This window comes from Escherichia sp. WS1451 (assembly GCF_046487365.1).
In the GTDB taxonomy this organism is placed as follows: Bacteria; Pseudomonadota; Gammaproteobacteria; order Enterobacterales; family Enterobacteriaceae; genus Escherichia; species Escherichia coli.
Map to the genome: position 1 here is coordinate 195,793 of NZ_JBJQJP010000003.1, position 17,421 is coordinate 213,213.

The 17,421-nt window shown below is 50.4% G+C and carries 21 protein-coding genes; 13 read left to right on the top strand and 8 right to left on the bottom strand.

What is annotated here, in order from left to right; translation table 11 throughout:
* Positions 1 to 7: 7 nt before the first annotated feature.
* Complete coding sequence (locus ACJHX7_RS06230; protein ID WP_001361213.1) at positions 8 to 724, bottom strand: fimbria/pilus periplasmic chaperone; 717 nt, start codon at positions 722 to 724, stop codon at positions 8 to 10.
* 291 nt (positions 725 to 1,015) lie between these two features.
* On the opposite strand from ACJHX7_RS06230, the gene exuR reads away from it, so the two are divergent.
* From exuR to ACJHX7_RS06285, 11 genes are all read left to right on the top strand, one after another.
* Complete coding sequence (gene exuR, locus ACJHX7_RS06235) at positions 1,016 to 1,792, top strand: transcriptional regulator ExuR (RefSeq protein WP_000406495.1); 777 nt, start codon at positions 1,016 to 1,018, stop codon at positions 1,790 to 1,792.
* Between the two features lie 239 nt (positions 1,793 to 2,031).
* Entirely contained in the window at positions 2,032 to 2,115 is an 84-nt protein-coding gene (locus tag ACJHX7_RS06240) for a hypothetical protein (protein ID WP_212734101.1), read from the top strand.
* A gap of 21 nt (positions 2,116 to 2,136) precedes the next feature.
* Positions 2,137 to 2,799 (top strand): DedA family general envelope maintenance protein YqjA, encoded by a 663-nt coding sequence (gene yqjA / locus ACJHX7_RS06245; protein WP_000422149.1) that lies wholly within the window; start codon positions 2,137 to 2,139, stop codon positions 2,797 to 2,799.
* A 3-nt stretch (positions 2,800 to 2,802) separates the two neighbouring features.
* Positions 2,803 to 3,186 carry an EnvZ/OmpR regulon moderator MzrA gene (mzrA, locus tag ACJHX7_RS06250; RefSeq protein WP_001166760.1) on the top strand — a complete coding sequence of 128 codons (384 nt, stop codon included), beginning with the start codon at positions 2,803 to 2,805 and terminating at the stop codon, positions 3,184 to 3,186.
* A gap of 146 nt (positions 3,187 to 3,332) precedes the next feature.
* Positions 3,333 to 3,701, top strand: a complete 369-nt coding sequence (yqjC, locus tag ACJHX7_RS06255; RefSeq protein WP_094029912.1) for a DUF1090 family protein YqjC — start codon at positions 3,333 to 3,335, stop codon at positions 3,699 to 3,701.
* Between the two features lie 37 nt (positions 3,702 to 3,738).
* On the top strand, positions 3,739 to 4,044 hold the full coding sequence (locus ACJHX7_RS06260) for a YqjD family protein (protein WP_000031415.1): 306 nt from the start codon (positions 3,739 to 3,741) through the stop codon (positions 4,042 to 4,044).
* A 2-nt stretch (positions 4,045 to 4,046) separates the two neighbouring features.
* A complete protein-coding gene (locus ACJHX7_RS06265) occupies positions 4,047 to 4,451 on the top strand; it encodes a phage holin family protein (protein WP_000785722.1) in 405 nt (134 codons plus the stop codon).
* Positions 4,441 to 4,740, top strand: a complete 300-nt coding sequence (locus tag ACJHX7_RS06270) for a YqjK-like family protein (protein ID WP_000096086.1) — start codon at positions 4,441 to 4,443, stop codon at positions 4,738 to 4,740. The genes ACJHX7_RS06265 and ACJHX7_RS06270 overlap by 11 nt, the downstream gene beginning before the upstream one ends.
* A gap of 186 nt (positions 4,741 to 4,926) precedes the next feature.
* Positions 4,927 to 5,319 carry a DoxX family protein gene (locus ACJHX7_RS06275; protein ID WP_000732240.1) on the top strand — a complete coding sequence of 131 codons (393 nt, stop codon included), beginning with the start codon at positions 4,927 to 4,929 and terminating at the stop codon, positions 5,317 to 5,319.
* 69 nt (positions 5,320 to 5,388) lie between these two features.
* Positions 5,389 to 6,375: a glutathionyl-hydroquinone reductase YqjG gene (yqjG, locus tag ACJHX7_RS06280; RefSeq protein ID WP_077737628.1), complete on the top strand. Its 987-nt coding sequence runs from the start codon at positions 5,389 to 5,391 to the stop codon at positions 6,373 to 6,375.
* Between the two features lie 282 nt (positions 6,376 to 6,657).
* Positions 6,658 to 7,023 (top strand): DUF805 domain-containing protein, encoded by a 366-nt coding sequence (locus ACJHX7_RS06285; protein ID WP_094029910.1) that lies wholly within the window; start codon positions 6,658 to 6,660, stop codon positions 7,021 to 7,023.
* A gap of 36 nt (positions 7,024 to 7,059) precedes the next feature.
* On the opposite strand, the gene yhaJ is transcribed toward ACJHX7_RS06285, so the two are convergent.
* Positions 7,060 to 7,956 (bottom strand): DNA-binding transcriptional regulator YhaJ, encoded by an 897-nt coding sequence (gene yhaJ / locus ACJHX7_RS06290; RefSeq protein ID WP_001041010.1) that lies wholly within the window; start codon positions 7,954 to 7,956, stop codon positions 7,060 to 7,062.
* Positions 7,957 to 8,060: 104 nt separating this feature from the next.
* Here yhaJ and ACJHX7_RS06295 point away from each other — a divergent pair, with 104 nt between their 5' ends.
* Together ACJHX7_RS06295 and yhaL are read left to right on the top strand one after the other, a co-directional pair.
* The gene (locus ACJHX7_RS06295; RefSeq protein WP_000633601.1) at positions 8,061 to 8,762 is read left to right on the top strand and encodes a pirin family protein; all 702 of its coding nucleotides are present in this window, start codon (positions 8,061 to 8,063) and stop codon (positions 8,760 to 8,762) included.
* A gap of 22 nt (positions 8,763 to 8,784) precedes the next feature.
* A complete protein-coding gene (gene yhaL / locus ACJHX7_RS06300) occupies positions 8,785 to 8,949 on the top strand; it encodes a protein YhaL (protein WP_022646154.1) in 165 nt (54 codons plus the stop codon).
* Positions 8,950 to 9,081: 132 nt separating this feature from the next.
* Here yhaL and cyuA read toward each other — a convergent pair whose 3' ends face one another.
* The 6 genes from cyuA to tdcD form a co-directional block, all read right to left on the bottom strand.
* A complete protein-coding gene (gene cyuA, locus ACJHX7_RS06305; RefSeq protein ID WP_000460504.1) occupies positions 9,082 to 10,392 on the bottom strand; it encodes a cysteine desulfidase in 1,311 nt (436 codons plus the stop codon).
* A 27-nt stretch (positions 10,393 to 10,419) separates the two neighbouring features.
* Positions 10,420 to 11,751 (bottom strand): amino acid permease, encoded by a 1,332-nt coding sequence (locus ACJHX7_RS06310; protein ID WP_000401598.1) that lies wholly within the window; start codon positions 11,749 to 11,751, stop codon positions 10,420 to 10,422.
* A gap of 274 nt (positions 11,752 to 12,025) precedes the next feature.
* Positions 12,026 to 13,390: an L-serine ammonia-lyase gene (gene tdcG / locus ACJHX7_RS06315; protein WP_410231545.1), complete on the bottom strand. Its 1,365-nt coding sequence runs from the start codon at positions 13,388 to 13,390 to the stop codon at positions 12,026 to 12,028.
* A gap of 71 nt (positions 13,391 to 13,461) precedes the next feature.
* Complete coding sequence (locus ACJHX7_RS06320; RefSeq protein ID WP_000719990.1) at positions 13,462 to 13,851, bottom strand: enamine/imine deaminase; 390 nt, start codon at positions 13,849 to 13,851, stop codon at positions 13,462 to 13,464.
* A 13-nt stretch (positions 13,852 to 13,864) separates the two neighbouring features.
* Positions 13,865 to 16,159 (bottom strand): 2-ketobutyrate formate-lyase/pyruvate formate-lyase, encoded by a 2,295-nt coding sequence (tdcE, locus tag ACJHX7_RS06325; RefSeq protein WP_022646155.1) that lies wholly within the window; start codon positions 16,157 to 16,159, stop codon positions 13,865 to 13,867.
* A gap of 33 nt (positions 16,160 to 16,192) precedes the next feature.
* Entirely contained in the window at positions 16,193 to 17,401 is a 1,209-nt protein-coding gene (gene tdcD, locus ACJHX7_RS06330; protein ID WP_022646156.1) for a propionate kinase, read from the bottom strand.
* Between the last annotated feature and the right edge of the window lie 20 nt (positions 17,402 to 17,421).

Consider the following 17,421-nt stretch of genomic DNA (forward strand, 5'->3'; position numbering starts at 1 on the left):
ATGATAATTAATGGACCGCCAGCTCAAACTCACCATTGTCCTTGGTGATCCAGTTATTATATTTGACAACGATTTTATCGTAGCCAGATATGCTTTCTAAAACTCTTTCCTGACCAGGAAAAATGTTTTTATTTACGGTCTGTGTTCTGCACTCCGCAGAACCACTATTTTTACAATAGGCAATGGTTAATATCTTCAGACGTTGATTGCCATTATTGATTAGCTTTTTATCGGCGTTAATATCTAACTTTGCCACAGGCTGCTGAGGTGGCACGCTGACAACAATCCCCCAAATTAAGTTAACCGTTAATTGCATGGAGAGATCTTTTTTATTATCTGTTGCATCATCAATGCTGGGTACAGCTTCAAATTTAACCCGATAGTTTTTTTCTTTTTGCTCAGGTTCCATTGCCACAAAACGCACGGTTTTGCTACTACCGCCAGGCAAAGCAAATTTGGGCGGCATTATCACAAGTTGGTTTGCATCGCCTGAAGTTACTTCGATTTCTTTTTCTTGTGGTGTTGATGGATTATCGATACGAAATACGGTTGCCTTTATATATTGGACTTCATTCGTTTTCGATATTACACGAACACTTCCTTCTCCCTGACTGTTTATAGATACAGACATAGGATATACAGTCATATTAGATTGTGCGAAAAATGATGTGCACAGAAGTAAGACAGGCCCGAGCCGTAATAATCGATTAATTTTCGCCACCATTTAATCAGTTTTACATTATTTCATAAAAAGTTGGCGCATTAGAAATCATACTATTTTTCAAGTCAACACAAAAAAGCATCTTTAGATAAAATTATTTATTATCAAAAAAATACAACCTACTGAAAAATATGTTTTTTCACAATTCAACATAATCAATTTTAGGAATATATTAATATTCATAACATCAATAAATAATATTATTTCAATCATGCGATTTATATTTTAACAATGGCATACGCATGCATAAAGTGGTATGATAACTTTGTCCGCATTCCACTCCTGGAGACGCATATGGAAATCACTGAACCACGCCGTTTGTATCAACAACTTGCCGCTGATCTGAAAGAGCGCATCGAACAGGGCGTCTATCTGGTAGGTGATAAACTGCCTGCCGAACGCTTTATTGCCGATGAAAAAAACGTCAGCCGCACCGTGGTTCGTGAAGCCATCATCATGCTGGAAGTTGAAGGCTATGTCGAAGTGCGTAAAGGTTCAGGTATTCATGTGGTTTCCAACCAGCCGCGCCATCAGCAATCGGCTGACAATAATATGGAGTTTGCCAATTACGGTCCGTTTGAGCTACTGCAAGCCCGCCAGCTCATCGAAAGTAATATTGCCGAGTTCGCGGCAACTCAGGTCACAAAACAGGACATCATGAAATTGATGGCCATCCAGGAGCAGGCACGCGGCGAACAATGCTTCCGTGATTCCGAGTGGGATTTGCAGTTCCATATTCAGGTAGCCCTGGCGACGCAGAACTCCGCCCTGGCGGCTATCGTTGAAAAAATGTGGACCCAGCGTAGTCATAACCCGTACTGGAAAAAACTGCACGAACACATTGATGCCCGTACCGTCGATAACTGGTGTGATGACCACGATCAAATCCTCAAGGCGCTGATTCGCAAAGATCCTCATGCTGCTAAGCTGGCAATGTGGCAGCACCTGGAAAACACCAAGATCATGTTATTTAACGAAACCAGCGACGATTTCGAGTTCAATGCCGACCGCTATCTGTTCGCCGAAAACCCGGTGGTGCATCTCGATACAGCCACCAGCGGCAGTAAATGAAATTCCTGTCCGACAGGCGCTACAGTGCGCCTGTTTGTCTCGTCGGTAAGCGAAAAGTATAAAGTGTCAGCCTGTGTAAATCCTCTCGCCTCCCTCCCCTGCATTCAGCAAAATCAGACTCCACGGACATGTAATTTTGATAACGAACAACGTTGACCTTTGTTACAATTAGATTCAATTTGAATTTATGCTTTTGAATGCTTTCTTATCTCACGATTTAACAGGGAATAGTTCAGGCTGTGTTGATGTATCAAACCCGCAGAACATACCAAGACAGCAATAACATTGCGGTAGTGCATCATTTAAAACCAGCGTGGCGTTAACCGATTCACCAGGAATAATGAATGGAACTTTTGACCCAATTGCTGCAAGCCCTGTGGGCGCAGGATTTTGAAACCCTGGCCAATCCGTCGATGATTGGCATGTTGTATTTTGTCTTGTTTGTCATTTTGTTCCTTGAAAACGGCTTGCTTCCGGCGGCCTTTTTACCGGGCGACAGTTTACTGGTACTGGTCGGCGTATTGATTGCGAAAGGCGCGATGGGCTATCCGCAAACGATTCTGCTGCTGACCGTTGCCGCCAGCCTCGGCTGCTGGGTCAGCTATATTCAGGGGCGATGGCTGGGCAATACCCGCACCGTACAAAACTGGCTATCTCATTTACCCGCGCATTATCATCAACGCGCACACCATCTTTTTCATAAACACGGTTTATCGGCGCTGTTAATTGGTCGCTTTATTGCGTTTGTCAGAACACTGCTGCCGACGATTGCCGGGTTATCAGGGCTGAATAACGCGCGCTTTCAGTTCTTCAACTGGATGAGCGGTCTGCTGTGGGTATTGATCCTGACAACTCTGGGTTACATGCTCGGCAAAACGCCGGTATTTTTAAAGTACGAGGACCAGCTGATGTCATGCCTGATGCTGCTCCCGGTGGTGCTGCTGGTGTTTGGCCTGGCAGGTTCTCTGGTCGTGTTATGGAAAAAGAAATATGGAAATCGGGGGTAAGGGATGCAAATACCTCGCATGTCACTTCGCCAGCTAGCCTGGTCCGGCGCTGTTTTACTTCTGGTCGGCACGCTGTTGCTGGCCTGGTCCGCGGTTCGCCAGCAAGAGTCTACGCTGGCGATTCGTGCCGTTCATCAAGGGACAACGATGCCAGACGGTTTTTCAATCTGGCATCACCTTGACGCTCACGGCATTCCTTTCAAAAGTATCACCCCCAAAAACGACACTCTGTTAATTACCTTTGACTCCAGCGACCAGAGCGCCGCCGCAAAAGCGGTCCTCGACAGAACATTGCCCCATGGCTACATCATTGCGCAGCAGGACAATAATAGTCAGGCAATGCAGTGGCTGACCCGGTTGCGGGATAACTCTCATCGCTTCGGATAACTTCCTGTTATCTGAAACAGATCACTCACTTTGGTGATTTCACCGTAACTGTCTATGATTAATGGGGCGGTGGTTAACACGACCGCTTCGTTGTCTGGACAATCGTTCCTTTGTAATAGGTCCGAATCACAATGGAAGGTTCAAGAATGAAATACCGCATCGCTTTAGCTGTTTCTCTCTTTGCTCTTAGTGCCGGTAGTCATGCCACTACCCTGTGTCAGGAAAAGGAGCAAAATATCCTTAAGGAGATCAGCTATGCCGAAAAACACCAAAACCAGAATCGTATTGACGGTCTGAATAAAGCCCTGAGTGAAGTCCGGGCCAACTGTTCAGATAGCCAACTGCGTGCCGATCATCAGAAGAAAATCGCAAAGCAGAAAGATGAGGTGGCGGAACGCCAGCAAGATTTAGCCGAGGCGAAGCAAAAAGGCGATGCAGATAAGATTGCCAAACGCGAACGGAAACTGGCAGAAGCGCAGGAAGAGCTGAAAAAGCTGAAAGCGCGCGACTACTAACTCACAATAGTCACTACTTACTCACCTGGAGAAAACTATGTCGAAAGAACACACTACGGAACATCTGCGTGCTGAGTTGAAATCCCTTTCCGATACGCTGGAAGAGGTGCTTAGCTCATCTGGCGAGAAGTCGAAAGAAGAGTTGAGTAAGATTCGTAGCAAAGCGGAGCAGGCACTGAAACAGAGCCGTTATCGCCTGGGTGAAACCGGTGATGCCATCGCCAAACAAACCCGTGTCGCGGCGGCGCGTGCCGATGAGTATGTGCGTGAAAATCCGTGGACCGGCGTGGGCATTGGCGCTGCAATCGGTGTAGTGCTCGGCGTTCTGCTGTCGCGTCGTTAATTATGGCGGACACTCATCACGCGCAAGGGCCCGGTAAAAGCGTTCTGGGCATCGGGCAGCGAATTGTTTCCATCATGGTTGAAATGGTGGAAACACGTCTGCGGCTGGCGGTGGTGGAGCTGGAAGAGGAAAAAGCGAATCTCTTTCAACTTTTACTGATGCTGGGCCTGACGATGCTTTTCGCTGCATTTGGTCTTATGAGCCTGATGGTGCTAATTATTTGGGCGGTTGATCCGCAATATCGCCTGAATGCGATGATTGCCACCACCGTGGTGTTGCTGCTACTGGCACTGATTGGCGGTATCTGGACGTTACGTAAATCGCGTAAATCCACCTTGCTGCGCCATACACGCCATGAGCTGGCAAACGATCGGCAGCTGCTCGAGGAGGAGTCCCGTGAGCAGTAAAGTCGAACGTGAACGACGTAAGGCGCAACTGCTTAGCCAGATCCAGCAACAACGGCTGGATCTTTCTGCCAGTCGTCGTGAATGGCTGGAGGCAACAGGCGCTTACGATCGTCGCTGGAATATGCTGTTGAGTCTGCGCTCCTGGGCGCTGGTTGGCAGTAGCGTGATGGCGATCTGGACGATTCGCCATCCTAATATGCTGGTCCGCTGGGCCAGACGCGGTTTTGGCGTATGGAGCGCCTGGCGTCTGGTGAAAACAACCCTCAAGCAACAACAGCTTCGCGGTTAACTTCCTCTCTGGCCGGAGATATTCCGGCCTTATCCCTCAAATTTTTTGAAAAAATTTGACAGTTTTCCTTGCTAACAATCACGCTTCACCACGTTTATGATTCTCTCCATCGACAGCAACGACGCTAATACCGCGCCATTGCACAAAAAAACAATCAGCAGCCTGAGCGGCGCAGTGGAGAGTAAGATGAAAAAATTAGAAGATGTTGGTGTACTGGTAGCGCGTATTTTAATGCCGATTCTGTTTATTACCGCAGGCTGGGGAAAAATTACTGGCTACGCGGGTACCCAACAATATATGGAAGCAATGGGCGTCCCCGGCTTTATGCTGCCGCTGGTGATTCTGCTTGAGTTTGGTGGTGGTCTGGCAATCCTGTTCGGTTTCCTGACACGTACCACAGCCCTGTTTACTGCGGGCTTTACGCTGCTGACGGCATTTTTATTTCACAGCAACTTTGCTGAAGGCGTCAACTCGCTGATGTTCATGAAAAACCTGACGATTTCTGGCGGGTTCCTGCTGCTGGCAATTACCGGTCCAGGCGCGTATAGCATCGACCGCCTGCTGAATAAAAAGTGGTAAGCACGCGCTATACTTAACAATAAAAAACGAGGAGGAAGCTCCTCGTTTTTGCTATTGGAGGAGAGAAAAATGGGTCAACTGATTGACGGCGTCTGGCATGACACCTGGTACGATACCAAATCCACCGGCGGTAAATTTCAACGTTCAGCTTCCGCATTTCGTAACTGGCTCACTGCCGATGGCGCGCCAGGCCCCACTGGCAAAGGCGGTTTTGCCGCAGAGAAAGATCGTTATCATCTCTATGTTTCACTCGCCTGCCCGTGGGCGCACCGCACGCTGATCATGCGTAAGCTCAAAGGACTGGAACCGTTTATTTCCGTTTCCGTAGTGAACCCGCTGATGCTGGAAAACGGCTGGACCTTTGATGACAGTTTTCCGGGAGCAACCGGCGACACGCTCTATCAACATGAATTTCTGTATCAGCTTTATCTCCACGCCGATCCACACTACAGCGGACGAGTTACTGTTCCCGTGCTGTGGGACAAAAAAAACCACACCATCGTCAGCAACGAATCAGCAGAAATCATACGCATGTTCAATACCGCGTTTGATGCGCTGGGCGCGAAAGCGGGTGATTACTACCCACCAGCCCTGCAAACGAAAATTGACGAACTTAACGGCTGGATTTATGACACTGTTAACAACGGCGTGTATAAAGCTGGTTTTGCCACCAGCCAGCAAGCTTACGACGAGGCGGTGGCGAAAGTGTTTGAATCGCTGGCGCGACTGGAACAGATTTTAGGTCAGCACCGTTACCTGACCGGCAACCAGCTAACCGAAGCCGATATTCGCCTGTGGACCACGCTGGTGCGTTTTGATCCAGTGTATGTGACCCACTTCAAGTGTGATAAGCACCGCATCAGCGATTACCTGAATCTGTATGGCTTCCTGCGCGATATCTACCAGATGCCGGGAATTGCCGAAACAGTCAATTTCGATCACATCCGTAATCATTACTTCCGCAGCCATAAGACCATCAACCCTACGGGGATTATTTCAATTGGTCCGTGGCAGGATCTCGATGAACCGCATGGACGAGATGTTCGCTTCGGTTAAAAAAAGGCACCTTACGAGGTGCCTCTGATAATTAGCTAAGTGCGTGTTGTTCATGTCGGATGCGGCGTAAACGCCTTATCAAACCTACAAAACATTTATATTCAATATGTTGCAATGACCGCGCAGGCCAGATAAGCGTAGCGCATCTGGCAATTTTGCGCTTGCCCTTATCCTTCACAGCGCCTTATTAATTCATCGAGATAATATTTACTGCCATTTCATTCACGTCTATTCTTAATTTGCTGCTTTAAAAACAAGTGATTGAGCAAAATTGAGGCAAAAATGGACTGGTATCTGAAAGTACTAAAAAATTATGTCGGTTTCCGGGGTCGTGCGCGGCGCAAAGAGTACTGGATGTTTATTCTGGTCAACATCATCTTTACGTTCGTGCTGGGGCTACTGGATAAAATGTTAGGCTGGCAACGTGCCGGTGGCGAAGGCATCCTGACGACAATCTACGGTATTCTGGTGTTTTTACCATGGTGGGCAGTTCAGTTCCGCCGCCTGCACGACACCGACCGCTCGGCGTGGTGGGCACTGCTGTTCTTAATCCCGTTTATCGGCTGGCTTATTATCATCGTCTTTAACTGCCAGGCGGGTACGCCAGGCGAAAACCGCTTTGGACCTGATCCGAAACTGGAACAGTAATAATAATTAAGCACCTTGTAAAAGGTGCTTAATTGATTATTTTCCGCTAAAAAGTTTGGGAATTTCCCGCAGACACCAGGATTTCGCCTCCCCCATACTGTCACGACGCCAGGCCATAATAATATCGATCTCGCTGGTCGATTCCGGGCTGACGACACGCAACCGCCCTTCCGCAATATCTTTTTCGACCATCGGATACGGCATCGTCGCCACGCCAAGCCCCGCCAGTAATGCCTGACGTTTATCTTCAATCGTGCTCACCGTTAAACGCGGCTGTTTGTCCAGTAGCTGTACGGTCAATACCGGGCGCTCACGAGCGGTATCCGCCACCGCAATTCCACGATATTTCACGCGCGTCACTTCAGATAACGGTTCCGGCTCCTGATGAATCGGGTGATCAGGCGCGGCAACGTAAACGTTCATTAACGTATAGAGCTTGCGCGAGTTGATCTCCGACGAGGAGCGAAAATGCATATCCGGCGCGATAACAATATCCGCCCGCCCCTGCTCCAGCCGTTCCCATGCCCCCGCCAGCACTTCGGTGATGATTGCCAGTTGGGTATTCGCTTTTGCCGCCAGTTTGTCAATTAACGGGAAAAAGGCAGGTGTCGGTACCAGCGCTTCGGTCACAATGGTGAGATGCGTTTCCCAACCGCGCGCGAGAGCTTCCGCATCGGTAGTCAGTTTATCTGCGGCTTCCAGCAAAACGCGCCCTCGCTCCAGCAACATCCTCCCGACATTGGTGAATTTGGTGCGATGGCCCGAGCGGTCAAACAGCACCACATCCAGCTCTTCTTCCAGTTTTTGCATGGTGTAGCTAAGTGCGGAAGGCACGCGTCCCAGCTCATCCGCCGCCGCCGCAAAACTGCCCCGGCGATCGATCGCATCCATAACCCGTAGTGCTTCCAGCGTTAATGCCCTTTCTTTGGCCATTTCGTTCTCATTCAGGAAATTTGAACATACCGGGCAGAATATCTGGCTAACAATGTAGCGTCCAGCCCCTTACCATAAAAGGAAGTAAAGAGAGGTCAAGAATTATGATTACTACCCGAACTGCCAGGCAGTGTGGACAAGCAGACTACGGATGGTTGCAGGCCCGGTATACTTTTTCCTTTGGACACTACTTCGACCCGAAATTGTTAGGCTATGCCTCCCTGCGCGTGCTTAACCAGGAAGTGCTGGCCCCAGGTGCCGCCTTTCAGCCGCGAACCTATCCCAAAGTCGATATTTTAAATGTGATTCTGGATGGAGAAGCTGAGTATCGCGACAGCGAAGGCAATCATGTTCAGACCAGCACTGGTGAGGTGTTGCTGCTCTCTACCCAGCCGGGTGTCAGCTATAGCGAACACAATCTCAGCAAAGACAAACCGTTAACGCGAATGCAGCTTTGGCTGGATGCCTGCCCACAACGAGAGAATCCGCTGATTCAAAAGCTGGCGCTTAATATGAGCAAGCAGCAATTAATCGCCTCGCCAGAAGGTGGGATGGGAAGCCTGCAATTGCGCCAGCAAGTGTGGCTGCACCATATCGTGCTCGACAAAGGCGAAAGTGCGAATTTCCAGTTGCATGGGCCACGCGCGTATTTGCAATCGATTCACGGGAAATTTCATGCGCTTACGCATCATGAAGAGAAAGCGGCGCTAACCTGCGGTGATGGGGCGTTTATTCGTGACGAGGCTAACATTACGCTGGTTGCCGATTCCCCACTGCGCGCTTTGCTGATAGATTTGCCTGTCTAGTTGTTTTTACAGGGAGATGATGATGAGTAAAAAATCGGCCAAAAAGCGTCAGCCAGTGAAGCCCGTGGTGGCGAAAGAACCTTCTCGCACCGCCAAAAATTTTGGCTATGAAGAGATGTTGAGCGAGCTGGAAGCCATCGTCGCGGATGCTGAAACGCGTTTAGCCGAGGATGAAGCTACCGCGTAAAGACAAGTGCCGGATGTGGCGTAAACGCCTTATCCGGCCTACAAAACACAACAACATCAACAAATTGTGCAATTCGTAGGCCGGATAAGATGCGCCAGCATCGCATCCGGCACGATACCCAAAACCTGGCGTTTATCTGGCCTTGCTCGCCATAATCTCGATAATCTGCCGATCCGTTTGCTGCATCGAATGGCTTGCTAACGCACACAGGTTGGCAATCGACTGCTCAACATCATGCGCCACGATTCCTTCATTGCCGGTCACTGCGGTATCATCCAGCGCCATTAACACCGCTTTCCACGCAGCCGAAGCACTGGTCGAAACCTTCATCGCGCAGCTGTTCGACGCTCCATCGCAAATCATGCCGCTGACATCGCCGATCATACTGCTGATCGCCATCGAGATGGTTTCATAACGCCCATCCACCAGCCATGCCATCCCGGCGGCGGCCCCCATTGCTGCGGTCGTTGCGGCACAAAGCGCAGACAAACGCGGTAACTGGTTATGGATGTAAATCGCGCTCAAATGCGAAAGCATCAGCGCACGCGCCAGCCGTTCATCATCGGCCCCGAAGTGTTCTGCTACCACCACCACAGGCATTGTTGCAGTGATCCCCTGGTTACCCGAGCCGGAGTTACTCATTGCCGGAAGCGTAGCGCCGCCCATACGCGCATCGGATGCCGCGCTGGTACGAATCACAATGGATGAAGAGAGATCTTTCGCCAGCAAGCCGCGCGCGCACTGTTTTTCCAGCGTCGCGCCAATATGCAGCCCCCAGTTACCGCTCAAGCCTTCCTGTGATAACGCGCAATTTAACTTCGCGGAATCGAGAATAAAGCGGATCGCCGCAAACGGGACTTCATTGACGAACTTCAGGATCTCAGCCAGCGTCGTCCTGGAAAGCACCGTCAGCGGCGACTCTTGCTCGCCCTCTGTCACACACGCCTGCTGGGTAAACACCACACCATTGTGCGTCTCAATATGCACAATGTTGGTATGCCCGCCGACGATGGTGACACACGCCCACTTCTCACCGTTCCAGACTTTGGCGCGTGAGAAGAGGATTTCATCGCAAGGTTCCTGGATCTTAACTGAGACTTTCCCCGCCGCCAGCAGTGCTTTGGCATCGGCAATTGCCTGCGCAGTTGCATCTTTCAGCACTTCCAGCCCGGCGTTAGCATTTCCACCTAACGCTCCCAGCGCCGCCGCAATCGGCAGCCCCACCATTCCCGTGCCGGGAACGGTGACGCCCAGACCGTTCTTCATCAGATTTGGCGAAACCCAGGCTTCTACACGTTCAACCGGACCTTCCAGTTCTGCCGCAGCAACCGCCGCCGCCAGCGCCAGTGAAATCGGTTCAGTACATCCCAGCGCCGGTTTTACTTCCTCCTGAACGGCGAGGATGTAACGCTGCCATAACGGATTTAAAGTCGAATCAAACATATTAAAAACCTTAAAATTTCAGGTAAATCAAGAAAATGCCAGGAACGGAGAAACACAAAGCAACAAACCAGTGACGATAATCAGGTACAGAGACATCCCTTTGTATTTGTGCAATGCCGGTACTTTGTAAACCAGCCACGCCGGGATCAGGCACCCTACCATGCCGAAAATCGGGCTACAGATAGAGGTGAAGCTCAACACCGGTGCGTTCAGTACGATGGCGCTCCAGGCCAGCAAAATGGCGAAAATCATGATGCCGCGCTGAACGAGATTTTCGTTAATCTTCTCGGCAGGCATCTTGCGACGCAGGATGTTCATTACGATCCCTTGCGTTGCTTCGCGAAAGCCTAAATAGACGCCAAAAAACGCGGTCATTACTGCAAAGATATTGAGAATGACGCTGACCACTTTCACCCACGCTGCGCCATCACCGCTAATAAACTGTGCGGCAATCGCCAGCGCGGAAATATTCTGCTCGTAGGCTTTTACCGCTTCGTCATGTCCCATCGCCAGCGTGAACGACACGGCGTAGAAAAAGACGGTGACAAACAAAATACCAAACGCGATATTCATTGCCCGCAATGCTTTATGCCGCGCCACTTCAATCGATTTTTCCCGCGAGCGATAAGAGATCACCATCGGGCTTAACGTCTGGATAAACAGAATCGACGTCAGGGTAAACGGCAGCGTAATAATGGCGTTTTTCACCAGCAGCCCCAGCGGCGGTAGCGAACCGACGTTATACAGATGCCACATTCCCACCATCGACACGCCCAGCGCCGCGACCACCAGCAGCTTGGTCAGCACCATGCCGGTCGAAATTTTGAATAACAATTTCTCGCCGCGTGAAGAGATCGCCACCAGAATGCAAATCAGTACCAGACCATAAAAGGGACTGTCTGACAGCAACCCTTCCGTCACGCCGAAGGTATGCAGGTAGGAAGCACTATCGTTGGTGATGGCGGTGGAATAGACGAACATCCAAATCACCAGCATTACGAAATAGAGCGCACCTAACAGGATGCCCCAGTTTTTACCTAAATAACCGCTAATGACGCTCGGGTAATCTTTACATTCTGGTGATTCTGCCAGCGTATTAATAAACAACCGCTGAAACAGATACATTGCCGGGTAACCAATCACCGATGAGAGCAAAAATACCCACAACCCCATCAAACCGACCTGCACCGGGAGAAAAACAATCCCCGCGCCAATCGCCATCCCGATACTCATAATCACCCAGCCGGTGTCAGTACTGTCGAATTTGATCGCTTCTCGCCACTCGCTCTCACTCATTCCAGCACGACCCGCCGGGGTCGAAGCGTCTGCAATGACGCCTTTATTCGATGCAATTTCCATAATTTCTCGCTCAATATTTTGTAGGGCTTATTATTTTTTTCCGAGCCGCATCAAGGCGATATGCGGTCTACGTTTTTGCAGGCGAGTTATTAGAATAAAGAAATGATACGCGCGAGGTCAGAGAAAATCTTCACAATCAAGACTTTGAAATAACGGAGATGGATAAGAATTTTCTACTAAATTAATCACAAGAGAATATTCATTCTCTATTTGCGGCAGATCACAAAAAAAAGGTGCACATTTGTGCACCCAAGGATGAAAGCTGACAGCAATGTCAGCCGCAGACCACTTTAATAGCCAGTCCTCCGCGTGATGTTTCGCGGTATTTATCGTTCATATCTTTGCCGGTTTCATACATCGTCTCGATAACTTTATCGAGTGAAACACGCGGTGCCGAGGTGCGGCGCATCGCCATCCACGCGGCGTTTACTGCTTTCACGGCATTAATAGCATTACGTTCAATGCACGGGATTTGTACCTGTCCGGCAACCGGATCGCAGGTCAGCCCAAGGTTATGCTCCATCGCGATTTCCGCCGCATTGCATACCTGCGCCGGACTGCCGCCCAGTAGTTCAGTTAACCCTGCCGCCGCCATTGAACAGGCCACGCCAATCTCCCCCTGACAGCCGACTTCCGCGCCAGAGATGGAGGCATTCATTTTATACAGCGCGCCAATAGCCCCCGCAGCCAGAAAATAGCGGGCAATTGACCGCTCGTTTACCGGACGACGGAACTTATCGTAATAAGCCAGCACTGCCGGAATAATGCCGCACGCACCGTTAGTCGGTGCCGTTACCACGCGCCCGCCAGCTGCGTTTTCTTCACTAACCGCCAGCGCGTACATGTTGATCCAGTCGATGACATTCATCGGATCGTTAGAGATGTTATCGCTGGAAACCAGCTGACGACGCAGCGCTACGGCACGGCGCGGCACATTGAGCGGACCAGGCAGCACGCCTTCAGTATTCATTCCACGTTCAATACCGTCATGCATCACTTGCCAGATACGGGCAAACCCTGCGTCAATTTCCGCTTTACTGCGCAGCGCCAGCTCGTTGTGCATCATCAGGCCAGATATAGACAGGCCGTTGTAATCACACATTTTCAGCAGTTCACCTGCTGAGTGGAAATCGTAAGGTACGGGTGTTTCGACATCGTGCGACAGGCCGAAGTGTTCTTCTTCGACAATAAACCCGCCGCCGACAGAGTAATAGGTTTTGCTTAATAGCGCTTCCTGCCCCTTCCAGGCAGTGATCCGCATTCCGTTCTCATGGCGAGGCAACATTTCGGGATGGAAGATAATGTTCTTTGCTACAGGAAAATCAACAATATGCGCCCCAGAAGCCACCGGCAACCGCCCGCTGCGCGTTACTAACTCTATAAATGCAGGGATCTCATCAATGACAACATCCTGCGGACTGTTTCCTGCCAGTCCCATGATGATGGCGACATCCGTGGCATGGCCTTTGCCCGTCAGTGACAACGACCCGTACAGATCGACCACAATATGGCTCGTCGCGGTTAATAAGCCGCTACTTTCCAGCCGATCAATAAAACTTTTTCCGGCATTCATTGGCCCCACGGTATGCGAACTGGAGGGACCAATCCCAATTTTGAAAATATCGAATGCACTAATCATATCCTCACCCTCGGATTGCCGTTCAGTGAAGTGGAGCGGAACGACCTTGCGACCGTCCCGCTCACGAGGCTTTACGCACTACGTACTGCGATGGCTTCAATTTCCAGCTTCACATCTTTCGGCAAACGCGCTACCTGCACACAGCTCCGGGTCGGGTAGGTCGCCTGATGCTCATCGAAGAACTGCTTATAGACTTCATTGATGGTGGCAAAATCATTCAGATCGGTGATGAACACGGTCATCTTGATGATATCGCCCACGCTCAGCCCGGCAGCAACCACGATCGCTTTGACGTTTTCGAGGCTTAAACGCGCCTGATCTTGCACATCAGCCGGGATCTCACCGGTCTGTGGGCAAACCGGAATTTGCCCGGAGGTGAAGACCATGCTGCCTAAATCAACGCCCTGAACATAAGGGCCGATTGCACCTGGGGCACGTTGCGTTTCGATAATCTTTTTCATACATCCTCCGGCGTCAGAGCGCCTGGGTAAAAGTACGTGAAATAACATCCTGTTGCTGTTCACGGGTCAGTGCGTTGAAGCGCACGGCGTAGCCAGAGACACGGATTGTCAGGTTAGGATATTTTTCCGGGTGCTCGATGGCATCCAGCAGCATTTCCCTATTCATTACGTTGACGTTGAGGTGTTGACCGCCTTCGACATCCGCTTCGTGGTGGAAATACCCATCCAGCAGGCCGACAAGGTTGGTTTTACGTACTGGATCTTCTTTGCCCAGCGCCGCCGGGACAATTGAGAAGGTGTACGAGATCCCGTCTTTGGCGTAGGTGAACGGCAGTTTCGCCACCGACGTCAGCGAGGCTACCGCACCTTTGCGGTCACGACCGTGCATCGGGTTAGCGCCCGGTGCGAACGGTGTACCCGCGCGACGACCGTCTGGCGTGTTACCGGTTTTCTGGCCGTACACCACGTTAGAAGTGATAGTCAGAATCGACTGGGTGGGGACGGCGTTGCGATAGGTTGGCAGCGCTTTAATTTTCTTCATAAAGCGTTCAACCAGATCGCAGGCAATGCTGTCTACGCGCTCGTCGTTGTTGCCATACTGCGGATATTCGCCGTCGATTTCGAAATCCACCGCCAGGCCGTTTTCGTCACGGATCGGTTTCACGCGGGCATATTTGATGGCAGACAGGGAGTCCGTCGCCACCGACAGACCCGCGATGCCGCAAGCCATCGTGCGATAAACATCACGATCGTGCAGCGCCATCAGCGAAGCTTCGTAGCTGTACTTGTCGTGCATGTAGTGAATGATATTCAGCGCGCTGATGTACTGCACCGCCAGCCAGTCCATGAAGTGATCGAGACTGTCCATCACTTTGTCGTAATCCAGCACGTCGTCCATCAGCGGTGCCGTTTTCGGACCGACCTGAATCTTCAGCTTCTCATCCACCCCGCCGTTAATTGCGTACAGCAGCGTTTTCGCCAGGTTAGCGCGTGCACCAAAGAACTGCATTTGCTTACCAATCACCATTGGGCTGACGCAGCAGGCAATCGCGTAATCGTCGCTGTTGAAGTCAGTACGCATCAGATCGTCGTTTTCATACTGCAAGGAAGAGGTGACGATTGACACCTGCGCGGCATATTTTTTGAAGGCAATCGGTAATTCTTCCGACCAAAGAATGGTCAGGTTAGGTTCCGGTGCAGGCCCCATAGTGTGCAGGGTGTGCAAATAGCGGAAGGAGTTTTTGGTCACCAGTGTACGACCGTCCAGCCCCATCCCGCCGATCACTTCCGTCGCCCAGATTGGATCGCCGGAGAACAGCGAATCAAATTCCGGCGTACGCAGGAAGCGCACCATACGGATCTTCATAATGAAGTGGTCGATCAGTTCCTGTGCCTGCTGCTCATTGAGGACGCCAGCTTTAAAGTCGCGCTCAATGTAGATATCGAGGAACGATGCCGTGCGGCCCAGCGACATCGCGCCGCCATTTTGCGATTTCACTGCCGCCAGATAAGCGAAGTAGAGCCACTGCACCGCTTCCTGCGCATTCTGCGCCGGGCGAGAGATATCAAAGCCATATTTCGCCGCCATTTCCTGAATCTGCAACAGCGCATGACGATGCTCTGCCAGCTCCTCACGCAGACGGATGGTGGCTTCCAGATCCTCGCCTTTTTCCAGACGGGACTGGAGATCGGCAAATTGCAGTTCGCGTTCACGCACCAGATAACTGATGCCATATAGCGCCACGCGGCGATAGTCACCGATAATGCGCCCACGACCATAGCCATCTGGTAAACCGGTCAGCACGCCAGATTTACGGCAGCGCAGCATATCCGGTGAGTAAACATCAAATACGCCCTGGTTATGGGTTTTACGCAGATCGGTAAACAGATATTCAAATTCACTGTCCATTTCACGACCATAGGCGTGGAATGAACTTTTAATCATATTAATGCCACCGAACGGATGCAGCGCACGCTTTAATGGCGCATCCGTTTGCAGGCCCACTATTTTTTCCAGCGGCTGGTTAATATATCCCGCATCATGAGCGGTAATGGTGGTAGCAATATTAGTATCGAAATCCAATGGCGCGTGAGTCGCATTTTCGATACGGATGCCTTCCATCACTTTTTCCCACAATTCCGTGGTGGCAGGCGTCGCTTCGGCGAGAAAAGATTCATCGCCTTCATAAGGTGTATAGTTATGTTGAATAAAATCGCGGACATTAATTTCGTTTTTCCAGTCCGTACCTTTAAAGCCAAGCCATGCGTCGGCGTACAGCTTATCGCTGGTATCAATATCTACCTTCATGAAAAATAATCTCTCTACAATACTTCAACTAAATTATGCAAATTCTGCGGGCGCGTTAACTTTGCCTAAATAAATGGCATCCAAAGCAATCATTTTTTCTTCGTTGGTTGGGATAACGGCGCAAATGACACGCGCATTTTCACTGGAAACAATTCGCTCACCACAGGAGTTAGAGCGATTATTCATTTCTGTATCAATCTCTACGCCTAATACAGCCAAATGTTCCATGACCAGACGACGAATTAAACTTGAATTCTCTCCTATTCCGCCGGTGAATATAATTCCATCCAGGCGACGTAATGAGGCTGCGTGTCCGGCAATATGGCGGGCAATTCGGTGAACAAAGGTTTTAATTGCCAGTTGCGCGCGTTCGTGACCTTCATGCCAGGCTTTTTCCAGAACACGTAAATCCGAAGAAAGACCGGAAATACCTAATAATCCCGACTCTTTATTCACTACGCGTTCCAGGTCACCCAGGCTCTGGTTGGTTTGGCTGGCGACCCAGGACATCGCACCAAAGTCGACATCGCCACTGCGGGTACCCATCATCAAGCCTTCCAGCGGCGTCATTCCCATTGAGGTATCAACACTCTGACCGTTGCGAACTGCGCAGATTGACGCGCCATTGCCAAGATGCGCCACAACCAGGCCGGAGTCATCTTCCGCCAGATTCAGCAAAGAATGTGCGCGCTGGGAAACATAGCGGTGCGACGTGCCGTGGAAACCATAACGGCGTACACCTAACTCTTCATAATATTTCCACGGCAGGCCGTATAAATAAGCTTCCGGAGCCATCGTCTGGTGGAAACTGGTATCAAATACCGCCACCTGAGTTACGCCCGGAAATAATTGCTGCGCCGATTCAATACCGCTTAAATTGGCGTAATTATGCAGGGGTGCCAGTGGAGAAACGCGACGGATATTATCAATGACTTCATCGGTAATAATGGCGGACTCGGTAAAAATACTGCCGCCGTGAGCGATGCGGTGGCCAATTAAGGCCACACTGTCATTTAAATTCCGTTTTTCCAGTTCAAATGCAATTGCCTTCAATGCACCTTCGTAGCTGTGGTGAGCCAGCGGTGCTGGCTCTCCCCCATTTACGGATAAGAATGCATTTTCCGAGTTAATACCGTCGGCAATACCTGACATTAATACTTCACAGTCGCTGGCATCGAGTACGGAAAACTTAATCGAAGACGAACCACAGTTAATAACCAAAACAACCGGAAATTCATTCATCTCTTTTCTCATCCTGAGTT

Bases quoted from the DNA above. Each gene is read 5' to 3' on its own strand.
- yqjC (WP_094029912.1), top strand. From the start codon at position 3,333: ATGAAATACCGCATCGCTTTAGCTGTTTCTCTCTTTGCTCTTAGTGCC.
- yqjG (WP_077737628.1), top strand. From the start codon at position 5,389: ATGGGTCAACTGATTGACGGCGTCTGGCATGACACCTGGTACGATACC.
- ACJHX7_RS06295 (WP_000633601.1), top strand. From the start codon at position 8,061: ATGATTACTACCCGAACTGCCAGGCAGTGTGGACAAGCAGACTACGGA.
- cyuA (WP_000460504.1), bottom strand. From the start codon at position 10,392: ATGTTTGATTCGACTTTAAATCCGTTATGGCAGCGTTACATCCTCGCC.
- tdcD (WP_022646156.1), bottom strand. From the start codon at position 17,401: ATGAATGAATTTCCGGTTGTTTTGGTTATTAACTGTGGTTCGTCTTCG.
- tdcG (WP_410231545.1), bottom strand. From the start codon at position 13,390: ATGATTAGTGCATTCGATATTTTCAAAATTGGGATTGGTCCCTCCAGT.
- ACJHX7_RS06265 (WP_000785722.1), top strand. From the start codon at position 4,047: ATGGCGGACACTCATCACGCGCAAGGGCCCGGTAAAAGCGTTCTGGGC.
- mzrA (WP_001166760.1), top strand. From the start codon at position 2,803: ATGCAAATACCTCGCATGTCACTTCGCCAGCTAGCCTGGTCCGGCGCT.
- ACJHX7_RS06285 (WP_094029910.1), top strand. From the start codon at position 6,658: ATGGACTGGTATCTGAAAGTACTAAAAAATTATGTCGGTTTCCGGGGT.
- yqjA (WP_000422149.1), top strand. From the start codon at position 2,137: ATGGAACTTTTGACCCAATTGCTGCAAGCCCTGTGGGCGCAGGATTTT.
- ACJHX7_RS06275 (WP_000732240.1), top strand. From the start codon at position 4,927: ATGAAAAAATTAGAAGATGTTGGTGTACTGGTAGCGCGTATTTTAATG.
- yhaL (WP_022646154.1), top strand. From the start codon at position 8,785: ATGAGTAAAAAATCGGCCAAAAAGCGTCAGCCAGTGAAGCCCGTGGTG.
- ACJHX7_RS06320 (WP_000719990.1), bottom strand. From the start codon at position 13,851: ATGAAAAAGATTATCGAAACGCAACGTGCCCCAGGTGCAATCGGCCCT.
- exuR (WP_000406495.1), top strand. From the start codon at position 1,016: ATGGAAATCACTGAACCACGCCGTTTGTATCAACAACTTGCCGCTGAT.
- tdcE (WP_022646155.1), bottom strand. From the start codon at position 16,159: ATGAAGGTAGATATTGATACCAGCGATAAGCTGTACGCCGACGCATGG.
- yhaJ (WP_001041010.1), bottom strand. From the start codon at position 7,956: ATGGCCAAAGAAAGGGCATTAACGCTGGAAGCACTACGGGTTATGGAT.
- ACJHX7_RS06260 (WP_000031415.1), top strand. From the start codon at position 3,739: ATGTCGAAAGAACACACTACGGAACATCTGCGTGCTGAGTTGAAATCC.
- ACJHX7_RS06230 (WP_001361213.1), bottom strand. From the start codon at position 724: ATGGTGGCGAAAATTAATCGATTATTACGGCTCGGGCCTGTCTTACTT.
- ACJHX7_RS06310 (WP_000401598.1), bottom strand. From the start codon at position 11,751: ATGGAAATTGCATCGAATAAAGGCGTCATTGCAGACGCTTCGACCCCG.